29 protein-coding genes are annotated in these 23,544 nt (G+C 74.5%); 15 read left to right on the top strand and 14 right to left on the bottom strand.

Features of this window, described 5'->3' with window-relative positions; translation table 11 throughout:
* Positions 1–63 precede the first annotated feature (63 nt).
* On the top strand, positions 64–633 hold the full coding sequence (locus AC6CH6_RS14755; protein ID WP_017833458.1) for a hypothetical protein: 570 nt from the start codon (positions 64–66) through the stop codon (positions 631–633).
* Between the two features lie 34 nt (positions 634–667).
* Here the strand turns inward: AC6CH6_RS14755 and AC6CH6_RS14750 are convergent, their stop codons facing one another.
* The 5 genes from AC6CH6_RS14750 to AC6CH6_RS14730 all read right to left on the bottom strand — a co-directional run bounded on the left by AC6CH6_RS14750 (position 668) and on the right by AC6CH6_RS14730 (position 5,144).
* Entirely contained in the window at positions 668–1,171 is a 504-nt protein-coding gene (locus AC6CH6_RS14750; RefSeq protein ID WP_368794987.1) for a metallophosphoesterase family protein, read from the bottom strand.
* Between the two features lie 5 nt (positions 1,172–1,176).
* Entirely contained in the window at positions 1,177–2,247 is a 1,071-nt protein-coding gene (locus AC6CH6_RS14745) for a HoxN/HupN/NixA family nickel/cobalt transporter (protein ID WP_498255685.1), read from the bottom strand.
* Positions 2,248–2,328: 81 nt separating this feature from the next.
* Positions 2,329–3,681, bottom strand: coding sequence for an MBL fold metallo-hydrolase (locus tag AC6CH6_RS14740; protein WP_498255684.1), 1,353 nt, complete (start codon positions 3,679–3,681; stop codon positions 2,329–2,331).
* 130 nt (positions 3,682–3,811) lie between these two features.
* Complete coding sequence (gene trxA / locus AC6CH6_RS14735; protein ID WP_498255683.1) at positions 3,812–4,198, bottom strand: thioredoxin; 387 nt, start codon at positions 4,196–4,198, stop codon at positions 3,812–3,814.
* Positions 4,199–4,280: 82 nt separating this feature from the next.
* Positions 4,281–5,144: a sulfite exporter TauE/SafE family protein gene (locus AC6CH6_RS14730; RefSeq protein WP_498255682.1), complete on the bottom strand. Its 864-nt coding sequence runs from the start codon at positions 5,142–5,144 to the stop codon at positions 4,281–4,283.
* 251 nt (positions 5,145–5,395) lie between these two features.
* On the opposite strand from AC6CH6_RS14730, the gene AC6CH6_RS14725 reads away from it, so the two are divergent.
* Positions 5,396–5,815, top strand: coding sequence for a DUF302 domain-containing protein (locus AC6CH6_RS14725; RefSeq protein ID WP_498255681.1), 420 nt, complete (start codon positions 5,396–5,398; stop codon positions 5,813–5,815).
* Positions 5,816–5,930: 115 nt separating this feature from the next.
* Entirely contained in the window at positions 5,931–6,473 is a 543-nt protein-coding gene (locus tag AC6CH6_RS14720; protein WP_498255680.1) for a type 1 glutamine amidotransferase domain-containing protein, read from the top strand.
* A gap of 133 nt (positions 6,474–6,606) precedes the next feature.
* Here AC6CH6_RS14720 and AC6CH6_RS14715 read toward each other — a convergent pair whose 3' ends face one another.
* The 3 genes from AC6CH6_RS14715 to AC6CH6_RS14705 form a co-directional block, all read right to left on the bottom strand.
* Positions 6,607–8,211 carry an ABC transporter permease gene (locus AC6CH6_RS14715; protein WP_498255679.1) on the bottom strand — a complete coding sequence of 535 codons (1,605 nt, stop codon included), beginning with the start codon at positions 8,209–8,211 and terminating at the stop codon, positions 6,607–6,609.
* Positions 8,208–9,164: an ABC transporter ATP-binding protein gene (locus tag AC6CH6_RS14710; RefSeq protein WP_498255678.1), complete on the bottom strand. Its 957-nt coding sequence runs from the start codon at positions 9,162–9,164 to the stop codon at positions 8,208–8,210. Before AC6CH6_RS14710 ends, AC6CH6_RS14715 begins: the two co-directional genes overlap by 4 nt.
* 136 nt (positions 9,165–9,300) lie before the next feature.
* A complete protein-coding gene (locus AC6CH6_RS14705) occupies positions 9,301–10,398 on the bottom strand; it encodes an acyltransferase family protein (RefSeq protein WP_498255677.1) in 1,098 nt (365 codons plus the stop codon).
* Between the two features lie 289 nt (positions 10,399–10,687).
* Between AC6CH6_RS14705 and AC6CH6_RS14700 the strand changes: the two genes are divergently transcribed.
* The 3 genes from AC6CH6_RS14700 (at position 10,688) to AC6CH6_RS14690 (ending at position 13,806) form a co-directional block, all read left to right on the top strand.
* On the top strand, positions 10,688–11,656 hold the full coding sequence (locus tag AC6CH6_RS14700; RefSeq protein ID WP_498255676.1) for a DUF5919 domain-containing protein: 969 nt from the start codon (positions 10,688–10,690) through the stop codon (positions 11,654–11,656).
* Between the two features lie 56 nt (positions 11,657–11,712).
* On the top strand, positions 11,713–12,198 hold the full coding sequence (locus AC6CH6_RS14695) for a hypothetical protein (RefSeq protein WP_498255675.1): 486 nt from the start codon (positions 11,713–11,715) through the stop codon (positions 12,196–12,198).
* Between the two features lie 324 nt (positions 12,199–12,522).
* Complete coding sequence (locus AC6CH6_RS14690) at positions 12,523–13,806, top strand: cytochrome P450 (RefSeq protein WP_498255674.1); 1,284 nt, start codon at positions 12,523–12,525, stop codon at positions 13,804–13,806.
* On the opposite strand, the gene AC6CH6_RS14685 is transcribed toward AC6CH6_RS14690, so the two are convergent.
* Entirely contained in the window at positions 13,764–14,606 is an 843-nt protein-coding gene (locus AC6CH6_RS14685) for an SDR family oxidoreductase (protein WP_498255673.1), read from the bottom strand. The genes AC6CH6_RS14690 and AC6CH6_RS14685 overlap by 43 nt on opposite strands.
* A 136-nt stretch (positions 14,607–14,742) precedes the next feature.
* On the opposite strand from AC6CH6_RS14685, the gene AC6CH6_RS14680 reads away from it, so the two are divergent.
* The 3 genes from AC6CH6_RS14680 to AC6CH6_RS14670 all read left to right on the top strand — a co-directional run bounded on the left by AC6CH6_RS14680 (position 14,743) and on the right by AC6CH6_RS14670 (position 16,179).
* Positions 14,743–15,243 carry a pyridoxamine 5'-phosphate oxidase family protein gene (locus AC6CH6_RS14680; RefSeq protein ID WP_498255672.1) on the top strand — a complete coding sequence of 167 codons (501 nt, stop codon included), beginning with the start codon at positions 14,743–14,745 and terminating at the stop codon, positions 15,241–15,243.
* 76 nt (positions 15,244–15,319) lie between these two features.
* Positions 15,320–15,859 (top strand): DUF488 domain-containing protein, encoded by a 540-nt coding sequence (locus tag AC6CH6_RS14675; protein ID WP_498255671.1) that lies wholly within the window; start codon positions 15,320–15,322, stop codon positions 15,857–15,859.
* Entirely contained in the window at positions 15,847–16,179 is a 333-nt protein-coding gene (locus tag AC6CH6_RS14670; protein ID WP_017833474.1) for a cupin domain-containing protein, read from the top strand. The genes AC6CH6_RS14675 and AC6CH6_RS14670 overlap by 13 nt, the downstream gene beginning before the upstream one ends.
* A 33-nt stretch (positions 16,180–16,212) precedes the next feature.
* Here the strand turns inward: AC6CH6_RS14670 and AC6CH6_RS14665 are convergent, their stop codons facing one another.
* On the bottom strand, positions 16,213–16,380 hold the full coding sequence (locus AC6CH6_RS14665) for a hypothetical protein (RefSeq protein ID WP_017833475.1): 168 nt from the start codon (positions 16,378–16,380) through the stop codon (positions 16,213–16,215).
* A gap of 177 nt (positions 16,381–16,557) precedes the next feature.
* Between AC6CH6_RS14665 and AC6CH6_RS14660 the strand changes: the two genes are divergently transcribed.
* A complete protein-coding gene (locus AC6CH6_RS14660; RefSeq protein ID WP_498255670.1) occupies positions 16,558–17,217 on the top strand; it encodes an SDR family oxidoreductase in 660 nt (219 codons plus the stop codon).
* A gap of 105 nt (positions 17,218–17,322) precedes the next feature.
* Here AC6CH6_RS14660 and AC6CH6_RS14655 read toward each other — a convergent pair whose 3' ends face one another.
* Positions 17,323–17,772 (bottom strand): nuclear transport factor 2 family protein, encoded by a 450-nt coding sequence (locus tag AC6CH6_RS14655; protein WP_498255669.1) that lies wholly within the window; start codon positions 17,770–17,772, stop codon positions 17,323–17,325.
* The gene (locus AC6CH6_RS14650) at positions 17,769–18,308 is read right to left on the bottom strand and encodes a nuclear transport factor 2 family protein (protein WP_498255668.1); all 540 of its coding nucleotides are present in this window, start codon (positions 18,306–18,308) and stop codon (positions 17,769–17,771) included. Before AC6CH6_RS14650 ends, AC6CH6_RS14655 begins: the two co-directional genes overlap by 4 nt.
* A 133-nt stretch (positions 18,309–18,441) precedes the next feature.
* Between AC6CH6_RS14650 and AC6CH6_RS14645 the strand changes: the two genes are divergently transcribed.
* The 4 genes from AC6CH6_RS14645 to AC6CH6_RS14630 are packed head-to-tail and all read left to right on the top strand — an operon-like array spanning position 18,442 to position 20,645.
* Positions 18,442–18,924, top strand: coding sequence for a pyridoxamine 5'-phosphate oxidase family protein (locus AC6CH6_RS14645; protein WP_017833479.1), 483 nt, complete (start codon positions 18,442–18,444; stop codon positions 18,922–18,924).
* Complete coding sequence (locus tag AC6CH6_RS14640) at positions 18,921–19,259, top strand: acylphosphatase (RefSeq protein WP_017833480.1); 339 nt, start codon at positions 18,921–18,923, stop codon at positions 19,257–19,259. Before AC6CH6_RS14645 ends, AC6CH6_RS14640 begins: the two co-directional genes overlap by 4 nt.
* 41 nt (positions 19,260–19,300) lie before the next feature.
* Positions 19,301–20,266 (top strand): cation diffusion facilitator family transporter, encoded by a 966-nt coding sequence (locus AC6CH6_RS14635; protein WP_498255667.1) that lies wholly within the window; start codon positions 19,301–19,303, stop codon positions 20,264–20,266.
* Positions 20,256–20,645, top strand: coding sequence for a hypothetical protein (locus tag AC6CH6_RS14630; protein ID WP_498255666.1), 390 nt, complete (start codon positions 20,256–20,258; stop codon positions 20,643–20,645). Before AC6CH6_RS14635 ends, AC6CH6_RS14630 begins: the two co-directional genes overlap by 11 nt.
* On the opposite strand, the gene AC6CH6_RS14625 is transcribed toward AC6CH6_RS14630, so the two are convergent.
* Together AC6CH6_RS14625 and AC6CH6_RS14620 are read right to left on the bottom strand one after the other, a co-directional pair.
* Positions 20,620–21,063 carry a DUF779 domain-containing protein gene (locus tag AC6CH6_RS14625; RefSeq protein ID WP_498255780.1) on the bottom strand — a complete coding sequence of 148 codons (444 nt, stop codon included), beginning with the start codon at positions 21,061–21,063 and terminating at the stop codon, positions 20,620–20,622. The two genes, AC6CH6_RS14630 and AC6CH6_RS14625, sit on opposite strands and share 26 nt — an antisense overlap.
* Positions 21,064–21,150: 87 nt before the next feature.
* On the bottom strand, positions 21,151–21,921 hold the full coding sequence (locus AC6CH6_RS14620) for a spermidine synthase (protein ID WP_498255665.1): 771 nt from the start codon (positions 21,919–21,921) through the stop codon (positions 21,151–21,153).
* A 92-nt stretch (positions 21,922–22,013) separates the two neighbouring features.
* Here AC6CH6_RS14620 and AC6CH6_RS14615 point away from each other — a divergent pair, with 92 nt between their 5' ends.
* Positions 22,014–23,543 carry an MDR family MFS transporter gene (locus AC6CH6_RS14615; protein ID WP_368794967.1) on the top strand — a complete coding sequence of 510 codons (1,530 nt, stop codon included), beginning with the start codon at positions 22,014–22,016 and terminating at the stop codon, positions 23,541–23,543.
* The last annotated feature ends 1 nt before the right edge of the window (position 23,544 follow it).

The following is a 23,544-nucleotide window of genomic DNA, read 5'->3' as shown; positions in this document are numbered from 1 at the left end:
CCGGGGCGCGGGACAATGGAGGGGCCCGTGCAGCAGCACGGGGCGACGAGAGGACGGTGCGCCATGGACGAGGAGATCCGGCTCAGCGGGGCCGACCACCCGCACGTGCAGATCCCCCGGCTCGGGGAGCTCGACGCGGTCTGGGCCCGCCGGATCGTGCTGGCCGTCGTGGCCAGCCTGGTGGTCGGGCTGCTGGGCGGCATCGCGGCCGCGCTCCTCCTGGGCGAGAGGGGGCTGCTCAGCCCGGTCCAGTGGGGACTCGTGGTGGGCGGGGCGGCCCTGCTGGTCAGCGGCATCATCCTCTCGCTCACCCGGGCGGACGACGCGCCCCGCAACGACCTCATGGACGCCCGCGCCCGGGCGAGCAAGGGGCTGCGGACCTCGGTGCGCCGCGGCGCCGTCCCCCGGGACCCGGTCCTGCGGGAGATGCAGGACTACATGGCGGTGGAGATGGTGCAGTACGCCTGGCCGATCCTGCTGACCGTGCCGGGCATGGCGCTGGTGGTGTGGGCGCTCTTCGTGCCCGTCCCGGCCGTGCTGGTGGCGCTGCTGCTCGTGCTGGTGTGGGCCGCGGTCCGGGTCAACGGGACCGTGGTGGGCCGGCGCTACTACCAGCTGCGGGGCCTGCTCTGAGCGGTCGGCCCGGCGGCGCCGGTGCCGCCGGGCGTCAGCGCGGCGGGAGGCGGACGAGCTCCACGTCGGTGAGCCGCCCGCCGTCGGCGACCGCCGTCAGATAGGTGCAGTGCGGCTGGCGCCGCCGGTCCGTGGGGGAGCCGGGGTTGAGCAGCCGCAGGCCCGCCGGGGTGGTGCTGTCCCACGGGATGTGGCTGTGGCCGAAGACCAGGACGTCGAGGCCGGAGAACGCCCGGTCCATCCGGGCCTCCCGCCCGGCGGCGGCACCGGTCTCGTGGACCATCCCGAAGCGCACGCCCCCGAGCGTCTCGCGGGCCACCTCGGGCAGCCGTTCGCGCAGCTCCGGGCCGTCGTTGTTCCCCCAGACCCCCACGAGGCGCGCGGCCCGCTCCTCGAGCCGGTCGAGGGTCGCGAGGTCGATCCAGTCGCCCGCGTGCAGCACCACCTCGGCGTCGTCGACGGCCCGCCACACCGCGGCGGGCAGGTCGCGGGCGCGCTTCGGGACGTGCGTGTCGGCGAGCAGGAGGAGTCGGACCATGACGATCAGCCTCGCACAGGGACCGGCCGTCCGTCGCGGCGGATCCGGTCCCGGCCCTTCGAGCCCAGCCAGACGACGCCGAAGAACACGATCACGGCCATGCCGAGGAAGTTGAGGTCGACCGCCGCCACGAGGGCGAGCGCGCCGCCGGTCGGCTGCAGGAGCTCGGCGAGCACGGACAGCAGGCTGGTCCCACCGATCACGAAGGCGATGACGACCGAGACGGTGGTCACCGTGACGTTGTAGTTCAGCCGGCGGCGGGCGTCCACCGAGGCCCAGCCGTAGACCCGGTTCATCAGGATGCCGTCGGCGCTGTCGAACATCGTCATGCCCGCGGTGAAGAGCACGGGCAGCACGAGCACCGCGTACCAGGGCAGCTCGGGGGCGAGCCCGCCGGCCATGACGAACAGCCCGATGGAGGCCGCCGTGTCGAGGCCGAGGCCGAAGAGGAAGCCGACGGGGTACATCCTGGCCGGGCGGTCCACCATGCGGGTCACGGGGTGCAGCACGCGGTGCAGCACGCCCCGGTCGGCGAGGTGGGCGTCCATCTCGGCGGCGTCCAGGGTGCCGGTGCGCGCCGCGCGGCGGGCCCGGCGCAGCCGGAGCAGCACGGCGAGGTTGAGCACCCCGGCGGTGACGAGGAACAGCCCGGAGACGGTGCCGCCCCAGAGCCCCGCGGCCTGCCGCAGCCCGGAGCCCTCGTCCGCGAGGCCGCCGGCGAAGGCCTCCAGGCCGAGGGTCAGCAGCAGCACGGAGACGAGGACCACCGAGGAGTGGCCCAGGGCGAACCAGAAGCCGGTGGCCGCGGACTGCCGGCCCCGCGCCATCAGCGAGCGCGTCGCGTTGTCGATCGCGGCGATGTGGTCGGCGTCGAAGGCGTGCCGGACGCCCAGGGCGTAGGCGCTGAGGGCGAGTCCCACGAACAGCCCCGTGCCCCCCTGGGGGGTGTCGGTGCCCAGGACGAGGGCGAGCAGCGCGCCCCAGCCTGCGACGTGCAGGAGGACGACCGCGGCGCCGATGACGGTGACGCTGCGCCGTCCGGCGGCGGACGGGGGGACGGTGCGGGAGGTGCTCACGGCGGGCCTTTCGCTGGGCTGGGGCGGGCTTCGGGGAGGGGCCGCGGGGGCCGGGGGCGCGCACCGGCCCCCGCGGCGGCGTCAGTTCTCGAGCGGCACGCCGGCCTCCTCGGCCTCGGCGAACAGGGCGTCGATGTGCACCGGGTCCTTGCCCGCGCGCTCGAGCAGGCTGGCGGCCACGCCCGAGCGGTAGCCGGAGCCGCAGTGCACCCACAGCCGGCCCGCGGGCACCTCGTCCATCCGGGGCAGCAGCTCGTGCAGCGGGATGTTGACCGCCCCGGGGAGGTGCGAGTCCTCGTACTCGTCCACCCGGCGGACGTCCAGGACGGTCTCGTCCTCGGGCCGCCCCTCGAGCATGCCCTTCCAGTCGACGCGCGGGTAGGAGGAGCGGGCCGCCCCGGGGGCGAGCTTCTCCGGGTCCTCGCCCAGTGCGGCGTCGGGGGAGTCGATGCCGATCCGCGACAGGTCCCGGATCGCGTTCTCGACGTCCGCACGCGACCCCACGAGGGTCAGCTGCCGGTCGTAGGGGAAGATCCAGCCCAGGAACGCGGTGAAGCTGGAGCCGTCGCCGTACTCGAAGCTGATGGTGCCCTTCAGGTGCTCGGCGGAGTAGGCCACCCGGTGGCGCAGGTCCACCACCCACTCGCCGGCCTCGAGGCGGGACCGCAGCTCCTCGGGGTCCAGGGAGTCGGGCACGGACAGGTCCGGCTCGGTGGGGCCGGCGGCGTTGGCCGGGCCCATGTGCACGTAGTAGTTCGGGTACGCCGTGAGGTTGCTGATCAGCTCGGCGACGAAGTGCTCCTCGTCCGGATCGGTGTAGACGTGGTTCGTCCTGATCTGCTCGCCCAGCGTGGACTCGTCCGCGCCGGTGGCGGGGCCGGAGGAGCAGAAGGAGCCGAACCCGTGGGTCGGGTACAGGGCGGCCTTCTCCTCGGCCTCCTCCGCCAGGCGGCGGGCGGAGGCGTACTGGTCGTGGGTCAGGCCCACCATGTGCTCGCGGCCCAGCAGGTCGGTGCGGCCCACGGAGCCGTAGAGGACGCTGCCGCCGGAGAACACGGCCTGCTCCTCGCCGTGCTCCACCACGAAGGAGAGGTGGTGGTGGGTGTGGCCGGGGGTGGCCACGGCCTTCACGGTCAGCTCGCCGACCTGCACGGTTTCCCCGTCGGCGATCGGGGTGCGCTCGAAGGAGACGTCGTCGGCGGCGTTGACGAGGTAGGCCGCGCCGTGCTTCCGGGCGTAGAGGCAGCCGCCGGTCAGGTAGTCGTTGTGGATGTGCGTCTCGGCCACGTGGGTGACCTTCACCCCGGCCTGCTCCACGGCGGCCTCGACGCGGTCGATGTCGCGCTGGGCGTCGATGACCAGCGCCACCTGCCCGTCGTGCACGAGGTAGCTGCGGTCCCCGAGCTGCGGGGTGTCGATGACGGTGACGTCCATGGTGCGTTCCTCCTTGGTGGTGCCCCGCGGCGCGCCGTGGGGCGTGGTGACGGTATCGGCGGCTTGTTACGGGAGTGTTCCAGGGGCGGGGCCACCGCGGAAGCGACGTGCCGGGGACCCGCGCCGCGGCTCAGGCCTGCTGCCCGGTGCGCTGCCCGGCCTGCTGCCGGGCGAGCTCGGCGTGGACCTCGGCCATGTCGAGGCCCTTGACCGCGGTGATGACCTGCTCGAGCCCGGCGGCGGGCAGGGCGCCCGGCTGGGAGAACACGAGCACGCCCTCGCGGAAGGCCATCAGGGTGGGGATGGAGCTGATGCCGGCGGCGGCGGAGAGCCGCTGCTCGGCCTCGGTGTCGACCTTGGCGAAGACGACGTCCGGGTGCTTCTCGGAGGCGGCCTCGTAGGTCGGGGCGAACATGCGGCAGGGGCCGCACCAGCTCGCCCAGAAGTCCACGAGGACGATGTCGTGGTCCTGGACGGTCTCGGCGAAGACCTGTTCGGTGAGATCGATGGTGGCCATGGGGAACTCCTGTCGGTGTGCGGTGTGCGGTGTGCGGTGTGCAGGTGTGCGGGTGTGCAGGTGTGCGGGGAGGAGGGGGCGCTCAGGCGGTGAGGGGCGTGCGCAGCGGGCACCTCGGGACCGCGAACCAGCAGACGGCGGCGGCCGCGCCCGCGGCCGCCGCGGCGATCCCGACGGCGAGGCCGGCCGCGCCGGGCAGCTCCTGGACCAGGACGAAGACGCCCATGACCAGGACGAAGATGCCGAAGCCCTTGCGCAGGGCGGCCTCGGGGATGCGCCCGGCCAGCCGCGCCCCGACGAACGAGCCGGCGACCGCGGCGACGGTCACCGCACCCACCAGGGCCCAGTCCAGGGAGACCGTGGTGAGGTAGCCGGCGAGGCCGGCGAAGGACTTCATCGCGATGACCACCAGGGAGGTGCCCACGGCCACGGGCATGGACAGCCCGCCCAGCAGGGCCAGGGCCGGGACGACGAGGAAGCCGCCGCCGGCCCCCACCAGGCCGGTGACCAGACCCACGACCAGGCCCTCGGCGACGACCTTGCCGACGGGCAGCTCGCCGTCGTGGGTTGTTGCGGTGCTGTTCCTGCGGCCGCGGATCATGGCCAGGGAGGTCGCGACCATCATCAGGGCGAAGGCGACCATCAGCACGGTGCCGGGGATGTAGCCGCCGGCCAGGCCGCCGAGGAAGGCCCCCGCCATGCCGGCCGCGCCGAAGACGAGGCCGGTGCGCCACTTCACGCGCCGGTTGCGGGCGTGGTTGACGGCGCTGACGGCGGAGGTCACCCCGACGACGAACAGGGAGGCCGCGATGGCCTCCTTGGGGTCCAGTCCGGCGACGTAGGTGAGGATCGGGACGGTGAGGATGGATCCGCCGCCGCCGAGCAGGCCGAGCGAGAGCCCGATCAGCACCGACAGCAGGAGGGTCAGTACGAGGGTGACGGTCATGGTGCGTGTCCTTTGCTTCCCGCCGGCCGGGGCGGGGTGGTCAGGCCGTGGAGGGGTGCCGGGCGCTCCGCCCGGCGTTCGTTCCGAGTATGGCAGATACCCCTGGGGGTATTCAACTACCCCCGGGGGTATCGAGGCCGGGTGCCGGTATCGCCCAGCGAGAACGTGGCCGTCCCGCACTTCCCTTTCCGCGCCCCGCGTGCCAACAGTGGAGTCCTGAGCAGGAGCCCGGACCGAGAAGGAGTGCCAGCATGAGCTACACCAACGCCGTCGTCGTCCCGCTGCCCTACGCGGAGGCGGTCGAGCGGACGCGGGTCGCCCTGGCCGAGCAGGGCTTCGGCATCCTCACCGAGATCGACGTGCGCGCCACCTTCGAGAAGAAGCTCGGCGCCGAGGCCGCCGAGGGCGTGGGCGACTACGTCATCCTCGGCGCCTGCAACCCCGGGCTCGCCAGCAAGGCCCTGGCCGCGGAGCCCCAGCTCGGCGCGCTCCTGCCCTGCAACGTGGTGGTGCGCCGCGGCGCGGACGCCGGCTCCTCCACGGTCGAGGCCATCGACCCGCAGACCATGGTCCAGCTCAGCGGCAGCCCCGCCGTGCAGGAGGTCGCCGACGACGCCGGCGTCCGGCTGCGGGCGGCGCTCGACGTCCTCGGCGGTCTCCGGTCGCAGTAGCGGCCGCGGCGCCCCGGCACGGTTCCGCCGGACCGGCGGCTCCACCGGAGCCGCAGGTCCACCGAACGGACAGATCCACCCCATCCACAGATCCACCGCACCCAGGAGGCAGTTCATGACCACCGACATCACCGGCAAGAAGATCGCGTTCATCGCCACGAACGGCGTCGAGGAGCCCGAGCTCACCGAGCCGTGGAAGGCCGTCCAGGAGGCCGGCGGCACCCCCGTGCTCCTGTCCCCGGAGCAGGGCACCATCACGGCGATGCAGGGGGACTGGGACCGCGCCGGCAGCTACGACGTCGACGGCACCCTCGCCGCGGCGAAGGCCGAGGACTTCGACGCGCTGGTCCTGCCCGGGGGCACCCTCAACGCGGACACCGTGCGCACGGACCAGGACGCCCTGCGCCTGGTCAAGGAGTTCGACGCCGCGGGCAAGCCGATCGCGGCCATCTGCCACGCCCCGTGGATCCTCATCGAGGCCGGACTCGCGCAGGGCAAGCGGCTCACGTCCTACACCTCCCTGGCCACGGACCTGAAGAACGCCGGGGCGGAGTGGGTGGACGAGGAGGTCGTCGTCGACGGACGCCTCGTCACCTCCCGCAACCCCGGTGACCTCGAGGCCTTCAGCCGGGAGACGCTCAAGCTCGTCGCGGGCTGACCCGCTCCGCGGCTCCGCCGCAGCCCGGCCGCGGGGCCGCGCGGCTCCGCGCGTGCCGAGGGGGCGCCCCCGGACGGCCGTCGACCGCGACGCCGCCCGGGGGCGCCCCCTCGGTGGTGGCCGGCCCGCCGGCTCAGGCCACGAGGTCCCGGCGGCGGATCCCGGCGGCGGCCGCGGCCAGGAGGACGAGCGCCAGCCCGGCGAGACCCAGCAGCGGAGCGGCCTCCCAGTCCTCGGAGGGCACGAGCGGCGTCAGCTGCACGGGGGAGAGGTTCATCGCCGCCTCCGGCAGGTCGAGCAGCAGGCCGAACCACGAGACGAAGACCACGTACGCGACCACGGCCCAGCTCAGCGCCGCGAACCGCGGGACGAGTCCTACCAGGGCGGCGGCGACCCCCGCCACCACGAGCACGGCCGGGGCGTAGGCCAGGGCCGCCAGGGCGAGCTCGCCGGTCCAGCGCAGGTCCCCGGTGGTGGCGGTGACCCCGGCGCCCAGCGCGGCCCCGGCCAGCAGCAGGGCCAGGAGGGCCTCCACCACGACCACGGCGAGCCAGCCGAGCACCCAGCGCACCCGGTCGAGGCCCGTCGAGAGGAGCAGGGCCGTGCGGCCGGACTCCTCCTCGGAGCGCAGGCGCAGCACGCCCGAGACGGCGAAGGCGACCACCCCGAGCGCGAGGTAGGACAGCGTCGCGGCGGCGAAGGATTCGGTGAGGGCGTCGAGGTCCATCACGAGCCAGTCGGTGATCGACGGGATGTCCGCGATGCTGTCCTCCAGCGAGTCGGCCAGCGAGCCGAAGGCCAGGCCGAAGAGGACGAGCCCGGCGGTCCACCCCAGGAACGTGCCGCGCAGCAGCCGCCGCGCCAGCCCGGTCGCGGAGAGCAGGGCCGCCCCGGCCGCCGCGGGCCCGGGGCGTGCCGGCCGCAGCCCGGCGCCCAGGTCCCGCCGCTGGGCCAGCAGCACGGCCGCCACCAGCAGCGCCGCCGTGAGTGCCGCCGAGAGCGCCAGCGGCCACCAGCGCAGGTCCACGTAGAGCCGGGTCTGCTGGGCCCAGGCGATCGGCGAGAACCAGGACAGCCACGAGCCGGTGGGCTCGACGACGTCCCCGATCCCGCGCACCAGGAAGGCCGCGCCGAGCACGGCCATCGCCGTGCCGGAGGCGGCCCGTGCGTGCTCGGTGAGCTGGGCTGTGACTGCCGCCACGGCCCCGAAGACCAGGCCGGTGAGCGCCGTGGCCACGCCCCACGCCACGGCGTCGACGCCGCCCAGGCCCGCTGCGAAGAGCCCGGCGGTGATCCCGGCGCCGACCGCCGCGTCCGCCACGGCGACCGCTCCCAGGGCGGCCGCCGCCGGGGCGAAGCGGCCCACCGGCAGCGCACGGACGACCTCGAGCCGCCCGGACTCCTCCTCGGCCCGCACGTGCCGGCTCGCGAGCAGGATGCTCATGATCGCCGTCGCCACGAGCACCGACAGGCTCAGCTCGTTGACCGTCATGGCGCCCAGCGTGTAGTCGTCCGCGCCGAAGGCCGGGCCGGTCATCAGCACGGCGGACGGGTTGTCCAGCAGGGCCGCCCGGGCCTGGCGGGCCTCGCCGTCCGGGAACGTCTCCTCGAGGGCGAGCACCGTCGCGGACACGGTGCCGGTGAGCGCGAGCACCCACACGAGGATCCGGACCCGGTCCAGGCGCAGGTTGAGCCGGAACAGCCGGCCGGTCGCGGCCCACGGCTCGGCGGTCCTCATCGGGGCGCCCGCACGTCCCGGCCGGCGCCGCGCCCGGTCCCGTCCGGGGCGGCGGGCTCGGCCGGGCGGTCGCCGTAGTGGCGCAGGAAGAGCTCCTCGAGCGAGGGCGGGGTGACGGTCAGGTTCTGCACGCCCAGGTCGGCGAGCGCCTGGAGCACCTCGGGGACCCGGGCGTCGTCGACGTCGAAGCCCAGCCTCCCGTCCTCGTGCACGAGGTGGTGCACGCCCGGCAGCCCGCCCAGGCGGCCGGGGTCGGCGGAGGTCGTGGCCGTGACGGCGGAGCGGGTCAGGTGGCGCAGCTGGGCGAGGGTGCCGCTCTCCACGTCCCGTCCGGCGCGGATGATGGTCACGGTGTCGCACAGCTTCTCGACCTCTGCCAGGATGTGGCTCGAGAGCAGGACCGTGCTGCCCTGCCCGCTCAGCCGGCGCACCTCGTCCGTGAACACGGCCTCCATGAGGGGGTCCAGCCCGGAGGTCGGCTCGTCCAGGACGTACAGCTCCGCCTCGGCGCTCAGGGCGGCCACCAGGGCCACCTTCTGCCGGTTGCCCTTGGAGTAGCTGCGGGCCTTCTTCGTGGGGTCGAGCTCGAAGCGCTCGACGAGCTCGTCGCGGCGGCGGCGCCGCCGTCGTCCGCCGCGGATGCCCGTGAGCAGGTCCACGATCTCGCCCCCGGTCAGGTTGGGCCACAGGTTCGTGTCCCCGGGGACGTAGGCGGTGCGGCGGTGGATCTGCACGGCGTCCCGCCAGGCGTCCAGGCCGAGGACCGTGGCCGTGCCCGCGTCCGACCGGAGCAGGCCCAGCAGCACCCGGATCGCCGTGGACTTCCCCGAGCCGTTGGGGCCCAGGAAACCCGCGACCTGCCCCGGCGCCACGGTGAGGTCGAAGCCGTCCAGGGCCGCGGTGGGGCCGAAGGTCTTGACGAGCCCGCGGGCCTCGATCACCGGGGTGTCCATGGGTGCTCCTGACGGGTCGGGGCCGGCGGCGTCGCGCCCGCCTGCTCCTCACGGTAGGCACCGCCCCGGTGCCGGACAAGGAGGCCCGGCGGTCCCGGGCGCGCCGGCCGGGCGGCGGGGGTGGGAGCCGGTGCGGTCACTCCGGACGGGATCCCTCCACTGCCGCGGGCGGGGGATTCTGCGCGCCGGCGGAGGGGACCCTCCGGTCGGGCCGGTGGCGGGGGTCGAGCCACGCCTTGGCCCGCAGGGCGGGCTTCTCGACGAGCGTCCACGACAGCAGCGCCAGGGGCAGCGTCAGCAGGACGACGAGCAGGGAGTTGACGGCGACGCCCCACGACGCCGTGCCGAGCAGCACGAGGAGCTGCTGCACCGGGTACGCGTAGATGTAGACGCCGTAGGAGAGGTCGGTGCGGGTGGTCCAGTTCCGGGACGGGGCGGCGCCGAGGCCGAGGAGCAGCACGGCGAGCGGCAGCTGCCCGTACAGGTCCGCCCAGCCCTGGTCCGTCAGCACGGCGTAGACGACGCCCGCCCCCGCGACGTGCACCCAAGTGGGCCGCCACGTCCCCGCCCAGGCCCAGACCGCCGCGCCCGCCAGGAAGTAGCCCACCAGCCGGGCGCCGTTGAGCCAGAGGTGGCTCGTGACCTCCAGCGGGCCCTCGACCAGGGGTCGGAGGACGAGCACGACGAGGAACAGCGCAGGGAGCACCCACCGGGCGTGCCGCGCCGCGACGGCGAGGCTGAGGACGAGCCCGATCAGCACGTAGGCCAGCGCCTCGTAGAACAAGGTCCACAGGGAGCCGTTCCAGGAGTCCGGGGCCGGGACCCGGACCAGGGTCCCCTCGATGCCCCACTGCGAGATCCTCAGGTCCCCGTTGCTCAGCACGAAGCCGGCGGCGGAGGCCAGGTCGAGGGACGTGCCCTCGAGCGCGGCCGCGAGCGGCGCGAAGAGGGCGGCCACCACGAGCAGGCTCACCAGGAAGGCCGGGTAGATGCGCAGGAACCGACGCCAGAGGTAGGGCACCAGCGTGGTCCGCCCCCTGCTCTCCGCGATGAGGTAGCCGCTGAGCACGAAGAAGCCGTTGACGGCCACGTCGGACAGGACCTCGAGGCTCGGGCCGTTCGCGCCGGTCAGCGGCCAGGCGTGGCCGACGATCACCAGGGACGCCAGGCCCAGGCGGAGGGCGTTGAGGCGGTTGTGACGGTCGCCGAGGCGGTCCCGGAGTGTCGTGGCCAAGAGAGGTGCCTTCCGCAGGAGGGGGCAGCGCGGCCGGTGCGGTCAGCTGCTGGGCGTGGGGCCGGTCCCCGGGGCGGGGAGCGGTCGTGACGCCGTGCCCCCACCCGCCCGACTCCGAGTTTAGGTATGCAAACGCATGGTGTGGTGCGGTGCCGCAGAAGTGGGGACGGAGCTCCGGACGGGCGCGGCGCACCGGCTGTCACAAAAAGCCCCGGTGCCCACGGTGCTAACGCCCAGGTCAGGAGCCGTGCCAGGGTGGGAGCAGAGCCGCTCGAGGAGGGGGAGTCCCGTGCTGGAGATCCGCAGTGCCGCCCAGGACCGGGCCGGGGGTGACGGGTGGCGCGCCGCCGCACGCACCGTGCCGGAGCGGCGCCCGGTCACGGCGCCGGTCGTGCTGGTCGGCCTCGGCGCGGCGCTCGTCGTCGTCGCCCTGGTGGCCGGACGGGCGTGGTCGGAGGTGCTCCTCGACGCCGGGGCCGTCCTGCTCACCGTGGGCGGCGTGGGGCTGCTCCTGGACGCCGGGCTGGCGCGCTGGCGCGGCTCCTGGCCCGTCGAGGCGCAGCGTCCCCCGGTCCCCGCGCCGGCGGCGGCCCGCGACGACCGGCTCGGCCTCGTGGGGGTCCGTGAGGAGCTCGACGCGGTCGACGTGCTCCGGGGCGTGCAGCCCGGACAGGAGCTGTGGTGGATGGACACCTTCCCGCTGACCCTGGCCGGCGACCTGGACGCGATCCACAAGGCGCTCGACGCCGGGGTCCGCGTCCGGCTGCTGGTCCTCGACCCGAAGTCGCCCGCGCTCGCGTCCCGGCTCCGCGAGATCCGCCACCACTACGGCCTCTCGCCCATGGACCTGCGGCGCAGCTTCGACACGCTGGTCCACCAGCTCCGGGCCCTCGGCGAGCTCGATCCCGTGGTGGCCGAACGCCTGGAGGTGCGGGTCTACGACGGCCTGCCCGGAGCCCCGATCTTCCTGGTGCTCGGGGATCCCGCCGCGGCGGAGGAGCCGGCGGCGGACCCGGGCGCGCCGCAGGTGATCCGGGCGTTCAGCAGCTACTTCCTGCTCGACGCGAGCCAGGACATGCCCTACCTGGAGTGGCGGGACGGGCCGTTCGCCGACCGGCTGCACTCCTACGCGCGGCACAAGTGGACGGAGGGGCACACGGTGTTCCCGACCGAGCCCGTCGACCGCTCCGCCTCGGCGTTCAACGTCCGGCCCGGGGCGGCGGCGCGCCCGGCCCGGGGGAGCGCCGAGGGCTCCTGAGCGCCCGGCCCGGCGTCACTGTGGCGGTGAGCACACAAGTCTGCTGAGATGACGGCATGGACGTTTCGGACTTCAAGACCCTGTTCGGCGACGACATCCGGGCCTGGCTCGACTGGGGTGCGGTGGACGACGAGAACTCCCGGATCGAGGACCTCGTGATCTCGTCCCGGGAGGAGCTCGCCGACCTCTACACGGTGTGGCACGTGGACCCCGAGGGCAACCCGGGCGAGTGGTCGCACCCGCAGCACCGGCCGCTGACCCTCGCCGAGGCGGCGGCGAAGCAGTGGCCGGAGGACCGGCAGGGCAAGATCGAGCACATGCGGCAGGAGTTCGCGGAGGAGTCGGGCCCGGTCCAGCTCACCGTCCCGGCGTACCGGACCGAGGGCTTCCTCGTGGTCCTCGACTCCAACCACCGCCTGGTGGGGGCCTACCTCTCCGAGGCCGACCTGCGCGTGCTGCTGGTCGTGCTGGACGGGCCCTCGTCCTCCCAGGTGCTGCCCGCCACGGCGCAGATCGAGAACGACCAGGCGGAGCGGAGCTGAGACCGCGCCCGGATCCGGCGGCGAGGCCGCGGCGGCGCTCTCGTCCGGGGGAGCGCAGGAGGAGGATCTACAGCGGACCGCGGACCTGATGCAGCGGCACGGCGTCACCGGGGACCGGCTCGAGGTCTCCGGCCTCGTGGCGGAGCCGGTGCGCTGACCAGGGGCCCGGTCCCCTGCGCGCGCAGCTGCGCCCCGGGGTCCGGCTGCCGCGACGGGGCTCGTTCTGCACTGTGCATCCCCGAGGGGTCGCGTCCGGTCGGACCGAGTCGCCGATCGCCGCAGAACGCGACCCCCGGCGTCAGGAGGCGGGACTAGCATGAGCCCATGAGCGACGACGCCCGCCCCGAGACCCGCTGCCCCGTCCCGCACGGCGACCGGCGCCGGACCGCCCCGCCCGGCGAGCGCAGCGCGCCGCGGGTGGAGGTGCTCGACGGCGTCTGGCACGTCCGCTCCCTGCCGATGGTCCGCCAGGTGCTGCGGGAGGCCGACGGCACGGTCCAGGCCGGCTTCAGCGCGGAGACCGCCCGGCAGGGCCTGACCGGCGACCACCCGCCCGTGCTCTACGCGGACGGTCCGGAGCACCGGCGCCAGCGCACCGCCACCGCGAGGTTCTTCACCCCGGCCGCGGTGAGCCGCCGCTACCGGGCCCTGATGGAGGAGCGCGCCGACGAGCTGATCGAGCGGATCCGGCAGGACGGCGGGGCCGAGCTGTCCGCGATCACCCTGCGCTACTCCGTGGAGGTCGCCGCCCAGGTGGTGGGGCTGACGAACTCGGACATCGACGGGATGTCCCGGCGCCTGGAGCGCTTCTTCAGCGGCCCCGTGAGCGGCTCCGCCGGTTCCCCGCGGCGCCGGCTCCCCGCTCGGCTGGGCGCCGTCGCCGGAGCCCTGCGGCCGATGTGGGCGATGACCGCCTTCCAGCTCCGGGACGTGCGCCCGGCCATCCGGGCCCGGCGCCGGGAGCCGCAGGAGGACGTCGTGTCCCACCTGCTCGCGGAGGACTACACGGACCGGGAGATCCTCGTGGAGTGCCTCACCTACGCGGCCGCCGGCATGGCCACCACCCGCGAGTTCATCGCGGTGGCCGCCTGGCACCTGCTGGAGGACGACCGGCTGCGGGAGGAGTACCTCGCGGCCGACGAGCCGGCCCGGCACGGGGTCCTGCACGAGATCCTGCGCCTGGAACCGGTGGTGGGCCACCTCTACCGCCGGACCACGCGGGAGCTGGTCCTGGAGGACGGGGACGAGCGCCACGAGGTGCCCGCCGGGGCGCTGCTCGACCTCTACGTCCGCCAGGCGAACACCGACGAGCAGGCCCTGGGGGAGGACGCCCGGCAGCTGTGCCCGGAACGGTCCCGGCCGCGCGGGATCCGGCCCGAGGCGATGTCCTTCGGGGACGGCGCCCACCGGTGCCCGGGCGGGTTCCTCGCGATCCAGGAGACCGACGTCTTCCTGCAGCGCCTGCTGCGGCTGCCCCTGGAGTTCGCGCACCCGCCGCGGGTCGCGTGGGTCGAGCTGATCGCCGCCTACGAGGTGCGCGACGTCGTCCTGCGGGTGGGCGCCGGTCAGGGGTGGCGCACGCCCTCCCCGGCGAGCACCGCCCGGTAGCCCTCCCGGTACGTGGGGTGGCGCAGCTCGACGCCGGACTCCCGCAGCCGCCGGTTGGACAGCCGCTTCGAGCCCCGGCGCGGCGCGTCCGCCTCCGGGACGTCCTCGGGCCGGGGGACGCCGAGCTCCTGCGCCAGGAACTCGAGGACCTCGAGCTCGGGCACGGGCTCGTCGTCCGTGCCCAGGTACAGCGTGAGCGGCTGCGCGTCCATGGTCAGCAGGTGCACGGCGGCCGCCGCCGCGTCGTCGCGGTGGATGCGGTTGGTCCAGGCGGCCCCGGCGGCACCGTCCCCGGAGCGCACCTTGTCGATCAGCCGCGTCCGGCCCGGCCCGTAGATCCCGGACAGCCGCAGGACCGTGCCGTGCGGGAACTGCTCGTGGAACAGCTCCTCGGCCTCCAGCAGGATCCGCGCGGTGGGGGTCGAGGGGTCCGGCGGGGTGTCCTCGGTGACCTCACCGCCGTCGGCGTCCCCGCACACGGCGGTCGAGGAGACCAGCAGGGCGCGCCGGGGCAGGGCCCCGGCGGCGCGCAGCCCGTCGAACAGGTGGCGCAGGCCGTCGACGTAGGCCGCCCGGTAGGCCTCCGGCGTCCGCCCGTCCGCGGCGGTGGCCACGACCAGCAGCTCGACGTCGCCCGGCAGCTCGGGCACCTCGGTGCTCAGGTCCACCGCGATCCCGGTCAGGGGCGGCGGCAACAGCTCCGCGCGGCGGCGCAGGCCCAGCACCTCGTGCCCCTGCGCGGCCAGCCGCAGCCCGATCTCCGTGCCCAGGTCTCCGCATCCCGCGATCACCACGCTCATGGACCCGATTCTCCCACGTCCCGGACCGGGCGCCGCGGCGCGGGCCGGTCCTGTTCCCCCGGCGGCGGCGGCACCGTAGGTTGGAGGTGGCGGCCGGGCACCCCCGGGCGGCCGAGGAGCACGGAAGGGGTCGACGGTGGAGTGGTACCGCAAGGACGTGGAGGAGCTCGCCCCCGAGGACTGCTGGGGCCGGCTGCGGGCGGACGGCGTCGCCCGGCTGGCCGTCGTGGTGGACGGGGCGCCGGAGATCTTCCCGATCAACTACGTGGTCGACCGCGAGACGATCGTGTTCCGCTCGGGCCTGGGCACGAAGGTGAGCGGCGCGCTCGAGGGCCTGGCGGTGGCCCTCGAGATCGACGGGCACGACCCGGCGACCGCCACGGCGTGGAGCGTGATCGTGAAGGGCGCCGCCGAGAGCGTCCGGCCGGGCCACGCGCTGATGGAGGCCCTGCAGCTGCCCCTGTTCCCATGGCAGGAGGGGATGAAGGACCAGTTCGTCCGCATCGTCCCGACCGCGGTGACGGGCCGGCGCTTCACCATGGCCGACCACGAGGCGTGGAACTCCCGGGCGGCCGTCGGCCGCCGGACCCCGGGCGGGTCCGCCCGCTGGACCGAGGCCGGCTCCGGCGGGTCGTGACGGCCCGTGCCGGCTCCCGCGGAGCGGGCCGTGTCGGGACGGGGAGGCCTCCGTGCCCGGTCAGTAGGGTGGGGACATGACAGCGCACACCGTCTACACCGTGGGCCACTCCACGCGCTCCGCCGAGGAGTTCGTGGCGCTGCTGCAGGATTCCGGGGTGCAGCAGCTCGTCGACATCCGCACGGTGCCGCGCTCGCGGACGAACCCGCAGTTCAACCTCGACGCGCTGCCGGGCACGCTCGCGGAGGCCGGCATCGGGCACAGCTACTGCAAGGGCCTGGGCGGGCTGCGCCCCACCTCGAAGGACTCGGTCAACACCGCCTGGCGCAACGAGTCCTTCCGCGGCTACGCCGACCACATGCTGACCGACGAGTTCCGGGCCGCGCTGGCCGGGCTCGAGCGCCTGGCCGAGGACCGCGTCGTCGCGATCATGTGCGCGGAGGCCGTCTGGTGGCGCTGCCACCGCTCGCTCGTGGCCGAGGCCCTGCTGGTGCGCGGGCACGACGTGCAGCACATCATGGGCCCCGGCAAGCTGACCCCCGCGACGCTGCGGGACTTCGCCGTGGTCGACGGAGACCGGATCACCTACCCAGGAGGAGAACCATGCAGCACCTGAACGAGATCGCCCTGCAGCACCTGAACGAGGCACGCCACGCCCCGCACGGGCGCAGCGCCGAGCAGCTCCTGCACCAGAAGGTGCTGCGCCAGACCCTCCTGGCCCTCAAGGAGGGGGCGGTGCTCGCGGAGCACAACGCCCCCTACGCCGGGAGCCTGCAGGTGCTGCACGGGCGGATCCGGGTCTCCTCGAGCGAGGACCTGGTGCTCGGGGCCGGACACCTGCACGTGATCCCCGCGGAGAGGCACTCCGTGGTGGCCCTGGAGGACTCGGTGTTCATCCTCACCGCCGTGACCGGCATCGAGGACGCCGCCGAGTAGCCCCGGAGCGGTCCGGGGGAGGAGCGGGGGCGCTCAGCGCCGGCCCAGGTGCTTCTCCCGGCGGTAGGCGATGAACACGCCGGACACCGCGATCATCAGCATCATGGCGGCGATGAGCGCGAGCGTCCACGCGCCGTCGATCAGGGCGACGACCAGCAGGACGAGGGCGATCGCGGTCAGCAGGAGCTGGAAGATCAGCACGGGGCAGCCTCCGGTCGGGAACAGGGGTCCCGTCGAGGCTACCCGAGGCGGCGCCGGACGCCGGGGCCGGGCGCATTCCCGGTTTCGCCCTCCGCGTGAGCCGTGTCCCTGCGGCCGGGAGGGGGCTAGCGTCGGGGGAGAACACCACGTCCCCTCACCACCCCAAGGAGCACATCCATGTCCCGCACAGCCATCATCGGCGGCCACGGCAAGGTCGCCCTCGTCCTCGCCCAGCTGCTCAAGACCGGCGGCAACGAGGTCACGAGCATCTTCCGCAACCCCGACCACACGGACGACGTCGAGAACACCGGCGCGTCCCCCGTGGTGGCCGACGTGGAGCAGCTGTCGGTCGCCCAGCTCGCGGACCTGCTCGAGGGCCAGGACGCCGTCGTGTGGAGCGCCGGCGCCGGCGGCGGCAGCCCCGAGCGCACCTACGCCGTGGACCGGGACGCGGCGATCCGCGCGATGGACGCGGCCGTGATGGCCGGCGCCAAGCGCTTCGTCATGGTCTCCTACTTCGGCGCCGGCCAGGACCACGGCGTCCCCGAGGACGACCCCTTCCACGCCTACGCCCAGGCCAAGGCCGACGCCGACGACCACCTGCGCGCCTCCTCGCTCGACTGGACGATCGTGGGCCCCGGCGCCCTCACGGAGGACGAGGCGACCGGCAGGATCGACGTGTCCGCGGGCGAGCGGGACGGCGAGCACCGGACCTCGCGGGCCAACGTGGCGCTCGTGGTCGCGGCCGTGCTGGACGACCCCTCGACCATCGGGAAGACCATCGAGTTCTCCGACGGGCACACGCTCATCACCGAGGCGCTCGAGGTGCAGCCGTGACCGCCTGAGCGCACCGCACGAGGGGCGGCCGCCGCGCACCGGGACCCCGGGCACGGCGGCCGCCCCTCGTCGCAGGGCCCCCGGGCCGGGAACGGCGCACGGCCCCTAGGCCAGGAAGTCGGCCGTCCCCAGGGCGCGTGCGGTCGCGCCGGGCCCGGGCGCGTCCAGGGCGGCGATGCGGCGCTCGGCGATCCGCCAGCCGTCCGGGGTGCGCACGAGCAGGTCCAGCTGGTCCCCGCCCAGTGCGGTCCCGTCGGCGCACACCACCAGCCACTTGCTCCAGGCCCGCACCCGGTCCGGGGCGAGCCGGCGCAGCACCGTGTCGGTGACCAGGTGGGGGTCCCGGGTCTCGGCCAGGGTCCGCTCGGCGATCTCGGCGGGCCCGCGCGCGGTCCCGCCCGGGGACACGACGACGGCGTCCCCGGTGAACACCCGGTCCAGGTCCGGCCAGGCGCGGGCGTCCACCACCCGGGCGCACCGGCTCAGGACGGTGCCGATCTCGAGCGCGTCGGCGGCGGGCACCCGGTCCCACCCCGCGCCCGGTGCGGGGCTCACCGGCGGGTCCGGTCGGCGGCCGCGAGCACGGCGTCGTCGAACATCGCGTAGGCGTACGGGGCCGGCGCGTAGCCGCCCTCGGCGAGCGCCGCGGAGGCGGAGTCGTTGCGGGGCGCCACGGTGCGCCGCTCGATCCGCCACCCGTCGCCGGTGCGGCGGAACGTGTCGATGTAGTCGCCGCAGGCCACCCTCCGGTCCCACGTCAGCAGCAGCATCCTGGACCAGCACACGGCGGTGTCCGCGTCCACGGCCTCCACGATCGAGTTCAGGGTGTGCGTGGCGGGGAAGCGGGCGAGATCGACGGACTCGACGAAGCGCCGCACGCCCGCCGGGCCGTCGAACTCGCCCTGCGGTGCACTGAGGCGGACCTCCGGCACGAACACCTCCCCGAACATGTCCCACTGGCGGTTGTCCAGCAGGTGCGAGGAGAAGCTCAGGATCTCGGCGATCTCGATCCGGTCCTGGGCGCTGATCGCCCCGGTGGTGCTCTCCGTCGTTGTCTCTGCGGTCTGCTCCGAGACCTGTGTGTCGTCCATGGTCCTGCTCTCGTCCTCTCGTGGGCCCGCTGACCGGGCCGTTCCGGCGCGCCGGCGCATGCGCGGTTCCGCCCATGATGAATTCCCGGGCCCGGCCGTGCCACGAGGCCCGGTCGTTCCCTAATCTGACCACATGAGCACCCACCAGGATGACATCCAGCACATCGTCGAGTTCGTGAACCGCACCCGCGTCGGCATGCTCAGCACCCGCGAGGCCACCGGCAAGCTCGTCAGCCGCCCGATGACGGTGGTCGACGTGGCCCCGGGGGAGGACCTCAACTTCTTCACCAGCCGGGACACCTCCTCGGTCCGGGACGTGGCGGCCAACGACGCCGTCAACGTCGCGTTCGTGGGGGACCACGAATGGGTCTCGATCTCCGGCGCCGCCGAGGTGGTCGAGGACCGGCAGGTGCTCGAAGGGCTGTGGTCCGACGCGCTGAAGGCGTACTACCCGGACGGGCCCGCCACCCCCGGGCTCGTGGTGCTGCGCGTGCGCACGGAGACCGCCGAGCACTGGCGCAGCCCCGGGACGGTCGCCACCGCGCTGCGCTGGGCCAGGGCCCGCGCCACCGGGGAGCAGATCGACCCCGGCCAGTCCACGGTGGTGGACCTGTGAGCCTGCCTCCGATCCACCAGGGAGCCACCGCCGGCCGGGACCCCGAACGGCTGGACCTCGAGGAGGTCCTGCGCCTGACCGCCGTGGTGCACGGCTCCGTGCAGGGCGTCGGGTTCCGCTGGTGGACCGCGCGCCACGCGGAGCGGCTGGGCCTGCACGGCTCGGCGGTGAACAACGCGGACGGCACCGTGGGGGTGATCGCCGAGGGCCCCCGGCACGCCGTGCGGGACCTGCTCAAGGCCCTCAACGGCGGCGGCACGCCCGGCGCCGTGATGAAGGTGGACTCCCACTACGGCCCTGCCACCGGGGAGTTCCGCGGGTTCGTCACCGGCTGAGCCGCGACGCCGGGCCCCCGCCCGCGTTCTACGATGGGGGCATGGCTCACGACCACGCCGGGGACCGCGGACGCGCGGAGCACGACCACGTACCCGGGCACTCGCACGCCGGCCCCGGGACCGACCGGTGGCGGATCGCCACCGCCCTCGGGATCACCGCGGCGCTGTTCGTCGTCCAGCTGGTCGGCGCCCTGTGGACGGGCTCCCTGGCGCTCCTCATCGACACCGCCCACGTGCTCACGGACGCGGGCGGGCTGCTGCTCGCGCTGATCGCCGCGCAGCTGACCCTGCGCCCGCCCAGCGCCCGGCGCACGTGGGGCTGGCGGCGCGCGGAGATCGTGGCCGCGGCCCTGCAGGCCGGGGTGCTGCTGGCCGTGGGGCTGTTCGTGCTCGTGGAGGGCGTGCGCCGGTTCCTCGAGCCGCACCCGGTGGCCTCGGCCGAGATGCTGGTCTTCGGCGCCCTGGGCCTGGCCGGCAACCTCGTGGCGATGGCCGTGCTCTTCGGGGGCCGGCGCTCGAACCTGAACCTGCGCGCGGCGATGCTCGAGGTGCTCAACGACGCCCTGGGCTCGGTCGCCGTGATCGTCGCGGCCGTGGTCATCACCCTCACCGGCTGGGTGCAGGCGGACGCCGTGGTGGCGCTGCTCATCGGGGCGCTCATCGTGCCCCGCACCATCCGGCTGCTCGTGGAGTCCCTGTCCGTGCTCATGGAGAGCGTGCCCCCCGGGCTCGACATGGACGAGGTCCGCGGGCACATCCTCGAGCTCCCGCACGTGGTGGAGGTCCACGACCTGCACGCGACCCGGATCTCCTCGGACCTGCCCGTGCTCACCGCCCACGTGGTGCTCGAGGAGGAGTACTTCTACTCCGGCGGCTCCGCGGAGGCGCTGGGCCGGATCCAGCAGTGCGTGGCCGAGCACTTCCCCGTGTCCGTCCAGCACTCCACGATCCAGCTGGAGCCCGCGGACCACGACGAACCGGAGGTCTGCGCCCCCCATGAGCACTGAGCCCCCGAGCGGCGGGCAGCACTGCCTGGTCGTCTTCGTCCCCGCCACCCACGCCGAGCAGGTCCTGCAGGCCCTGGGCGAGGCCGGGGCCGGACGGGCCGGGAACTACTCCCACACCGCGTTCGTGAGCCGCGGCACCGGGCGGTTCACGCCGCTGCCGGGGGCGCACCCCGTGATCGGGGAGGTCGGCACGCCCCAGGAGGTCGACGAGGTCCGCATCGAGACGCTGTATCCGGCCGCCGAGCGCGAGCGCGTGCTGCGGGCGATGGCCGGGGCCCACCCCTACGAGGTCCCGGCCTTCACCACCTTCCCGGTCCACGACCGGGGCCCGTCCTTCGACGAGCAGGGCCGGCTCAGGAGCCGGCCGGATCCTGCATGAGCGCCGAGCGGATCAGGAAGCGCTTGCCCTCCGGCGCCTCCACCGAGAACCCGGAGCCACGGCCCTCCACCACGTCCACCGTGAGGAAGGTGTGCTTCCAGTACTCGAACTGCTCGCGGGACATCCAGAACTCGAGCTCGGCCGTGGCCGGGTCACCGGGCAGCGTGAACACGCCCAGCAGCACGTCCGCCGGGCCGGTGAGGAAGTCCCCGGCCGGGTAGCACATGGGCGCGGAGCCGTCGCAGCACCCGCCGGACTGGTGGAACATCAGCCGCCCGTGGATCCCCCGCAGCGTCCCGAGCAGCTCCACGGCGGCCGGCGTCAGGGCCACCCGGGAGAACGTCTCGCCCTCGACGGCGGGGACGGACTCCAGGACGGTGGTGTCCCCGGCGGTGCCCCCGGTGGTGTTCCCCGGGATGTTCGCGGTGACGTTCGTGGCGGTGCTCTCGGCGGTGTTCTCGGCGGTGCTCACAGCACGCTCCTCGGCTCGGCGGTGTGATCCACGCTACAGGCGGTGGAGCAGTTCCTCCAGGCCGAGGCCGTCCAGCACGCCCGCCGGGTGCGGTCCGGCGGCGGCGAAGGCGTCCGCCCACTCCCGGGGCAGGGCCCGGCGCCCGCCCACGAGGACCAGATTGCCCGGGTAGCGTCCCGTGAGCAGCCGCTGCTCGGCCAGGCACCACACGTCGGCCAGCGCCACCCGCATCGCCCGCGCCTGCCCGGCGAAGAACGCCAGCCCGGGGTCGTCGCCCACGTTGACGACCAGCACCCCGCCCGGCGCCAGCAGCCCGGCGGCCTCGGCGTAGAAGGACGGCTCCGTGAGGTGGGCGGGGGCGTCCCGGCCCGAGAAGACGTCGAGGACCACGAGGTCCGCGGTCCCGGGGACGACGACGTCCGGCAGGGCCGCCCGGGCGTCGTCGATCACGACGCGCACGTCCGCCCCCGCAGGCAGGGGCAGCGCCTCGAGCACGAACGCGGGCAGCTCCCGCTCGAGCTCCACGGCGACCTGCGCGGAGCCGGGCCGGGTCGCGGCCACGTACCGGGCGAGCGTCAGGGCCCCGGCGCCCAGGTGGACCGCGGTGACCGGCGCACCCGGCGCCGCCACCACGTCGACCACGCCGCCGATCCGCCGCAGGTACTCGTAGAAGATCTCCCCGGGACGGGCGAGGTCCACGTGGGACTGCTCGGCCCCGCCGATGGAGAGCACGAACCCGCCCTCGGTGAAGCCGTCCGGGGTGATCTCGGCGTGCACGCCGGCGTCCTTGAGGTATCTGCGCATGAGCCCATTGTCACTTCCCGGACGGGAATGAAGCGGGGGCCGGGACGGCTCTACCGGTGAACCACTGCTGCGTCCCGAAGGATCCCCCGCCCATGGCACCCGACGTCCCCGTGTCCGAGACCCCTCCCGTCCCCGCCCCCGCGCCCTCCACCGGGCTCCCGGACACCGGCCCCCCGGCCGTCGTCGCGGACACCGACCACTCCGCCCGCAACCGCCTGGTCATCGGGCTGCTGCTGGTCTCCACGTTCGTGGTGATCCTCAACGAGACGATCATGGGCGTGGCGCTGCCCCGCCTCATGGCCGACCTCTCCGTCACGGCGGTCGCCGGCCAGTGGCTCACCACCGCCTACATGCTGACCATGGCCGTGGTCATCCCGGTGACGGGATTCCTGCTCCAGCGCCTGCACACCCGGCCCGTGTTCCTGACCGCCATGACCCTGTTCAGCCTCGGCACCCTCGTCTGCGCGGCCGCGCCCGGGTTCGGGACGCTGCTCGCGGGGCGGGTGGTGCAGGCCGGCGGCACCGCCATCATGATGCCGCTGCTGATGACCACGGTGCTGACCCTGGTGCCGCCGGCCGGGCGCGGGCGGGTCATGGGCAACATCTCGATCGTCATCTCGGTCGCCCCGGCCGTGGGGCCCACCATCTCGGGCGTCATCCTCAGCGTGCTCGAGTGGCGGTGGATGTTCATCCTGGTGCTGCCGATCGCGGTGGGCTCCCTGCTGCTCGGCGCGTGGCGGATGCAGAACGTCACCGAGCCCCGCCCGGCGCCGCTGGACGTGGTCTCGGTGGTGCTCTCGGCCCTGGGCTTCGGCGGCCTCGTCTACGGCCTGAGCACGCTCGGCGAGGGCGGGGACGCCGCGCTCCCGGCGTGGGTGCCGCTCGTGCTGGGCGTGGCCGCGCTGGCCGTGTTCGTGCGGCGCCAGACGCGGCTGCAGCGCGCGGACCGCGCCCTGCTGGACCTGCGGACCTTCCGGTCCCGGGTGTTCACGATGTCCACGGCGGTGCTCGCCGTCAGCATGATGGCCCTCTTCGGCACGCTGATCGTCCTGCCCATCTACCTGCAGACCGTGCACGGCCTCGACCCCCTGGGCACGGGCCTGCTGCTGCTGCCCGGCGGGCTCGTCATGGGACTGCTGGCACCCTTCGTGGGGCGGGTCTACGACCGCTCGGGCCCCACCGTGCTGCTCGTGCCGGGCTCGATCCTGCTGAGCGCGTCCCTCTGGTATCTCGCCTCCACCACGGGGGCCACGCCCGTCCCGATGGTGCTGCTCGCCCACGTGGTGCTCAGCACGGGTCTGGCCCTGATGTTCACCCCGCTGTTCACCGCGGGCCTGGGCGCCCTGCCGACACGGCTGTACTCGCACGGCTCCGCCATGGTGGGCACCTTGCAGCAGGTGGCGGGTGCGGCGGGCACGGCCCTGTTCGTCACCGTGCTGACCCTCTCCGCCGCCGGCGCGGCGGCCGCCGGGGCCTCGGCTCCGGAGGCCACCGAGGCGGGCGTGCGGAGCGCCTTCCTGTGCGGCGGGATCATCTCGCTGCTCGCCGTCGTCGGCTCCTTCGGGGTGCGCCGCCCCGCGGGCACGGCGGGCACGGAGAGCGCCGCGGGCGCGGAGGACTGAG

This window comes from Kocuria sp. GQ42, from assembly GCF_059758435.1.
The sequence above is the reverse complement of the archived record's forward strand: the minus strand, read 5'-3'. Positions and strand labels throughout refer to the sequence as shown.

Bases quoted from the DNA above. Each gene is read 5' to 3' on its own strand.
- AC6CH6_RS14660 (WP_498255670.1), top strand. From the start codon at position 16,558: ATGTCCCGCACAGCCATCATCGGCGGCCACGGCAAGGTCGCCCTCGTC.
- AC6CH6_RS14675 (WP_498255671.1), top strand. From the start codon at position 15,320: ATGACAGCGCACACCGTCTACACCGTGGGCCACTCCACGCGCTCCGCC.
- AC6CH6_RS14630 (WP_498255666.1), top strand. From the start codon at position 20,256: ATGAGCACTGAGCCCCCGAGCGGCGGGCAGCACTGCCTGGTCGTCTTC.
- AC6CH6_RS14650 (WP_498255668.1), bottom strand. From the start codon at position 18,308: ATGGACGACACACAGGTCTCGGAGCAGACCGCAGAGACAACGACGGAG.
- AC6CH6_RS14695 (WP_498255675.1), top strand. From the start codon at position 11,713: ATGGACGTTTCGGACTTCAAGACCCTGTTCGGCGACGACATCCGGGCC.
- AC6CH6_RS14690 (WP_498255674.1), top strand. From the start codon at position 12,523: ATGAGCGACGACGCCCGCCCCGAGACCCGCTGCCCCGTCCCGCACGGC.
- AC6CH6_RS14740 (WP_498255684.1), bottom strand. From the start codon at position 3,681: ATGGACGTCACCGTCATCGACACCCCGCAGCTCGGGGACCGCAGCTAC.
- AC6CH6_RS14645 (WP_017833479.1), top strand. From the start codon at position 18,442: ATGAGCACCCACCAGGATGACATCCAGCACATCGTCGAGTTCGTGAAC.
- AC6CH6_RS14670 (WP_017833474.1), top strand. From the start codon at position 15,847: ATGCAGCACCTGAACGAGATCGCCCTGCAGCACCTGAACGAGGCACGC.
- AC6CH6_RS14615 (WP_368794967.1), top strand. From the start codon at position 22,014: ATGGCACCCGACGTCCCCGTGTCCGAGACCCCTCCCGTCCCCGCCCCC.
- AC6CH6_RS14620 (WP_498255665.1), bottom strand. From the start codon at position 21,921: ATGCGCAGATACCTCAAGGACGCCGGCGTGCACGCCGAGATCACCCCG.
- AC6CH6_RS14635 (WP_498255667.1), top strand. From the start codon at position 19,301: ATGGCTCACGACCACGCCGGGGACCGCGGACGCGCGGAGCACGACCAC.
- AC6CH6_RS14720 (WP_498255680.1), top strand. From the start codon at position 5,931: ATGACCACCGACATCACCGGCAAGAAGATCGCGTTCATCGCCACGAAC.
- AC6CH6_RS14710 (WP_498255678.1), bottom strand. From the start codon at position 9,164: ATGGACACCCCGGTGATCGAGGCCCGCGGGCTCGTCAAGACCTTCGGC.
- AC6CH6_RS14750 (WP_368794987.1), bottom strand. From the start codon at position 1,171: ATGGTCCGACTCCTCCTGCTCGCCGACACGCACGTCCCGAAGCGCGCC.
- AC6CH6_RS14730 (WP_498255682.1), bottom strand. From the start codon at position 5,144: ATGACCGTCACCCTCGTACTGACCCTCCTGCTGTCGGTGCTGATCGGG.
- trxA (WP_498255683.1), bottom strand. From the start codon at position 4,198: ATGGCCACCATCGATCTCACCGAACAGGTCTTCGCCGAGACCGTCCAG.
- AC6CH6_RS14725 (WP_498255681.1), top strand. From the start codon at position 5,396: ATGAGCTACACCAACGCCGTCGTCGTCCCGCTGCCCTACGCGGAGGCG.
- AC6CH6_RS14755 (WP_017833458.1), top strand. From the start codon at position 64: ATGGACGAGGAGATCCGGCTCAGCGGGGCCGACCACCCGCACGTGCAG.
- AC6CH6_RS14715 (WP_498255679.1), bottom strand. From the start codon at position 8,211: ATGAGGACCGCCGAGCCGTGGGCCGCGACCGGCCGGCTGTTCCGGCTC.
- AC6CH6_RS14685 (WP_498255673.1), bottom strand. From the start codon at position 14,606: ATGAGCGTGGTGATCGCGGGATGCGGAGACCTGGGCACGGAGATCGGG.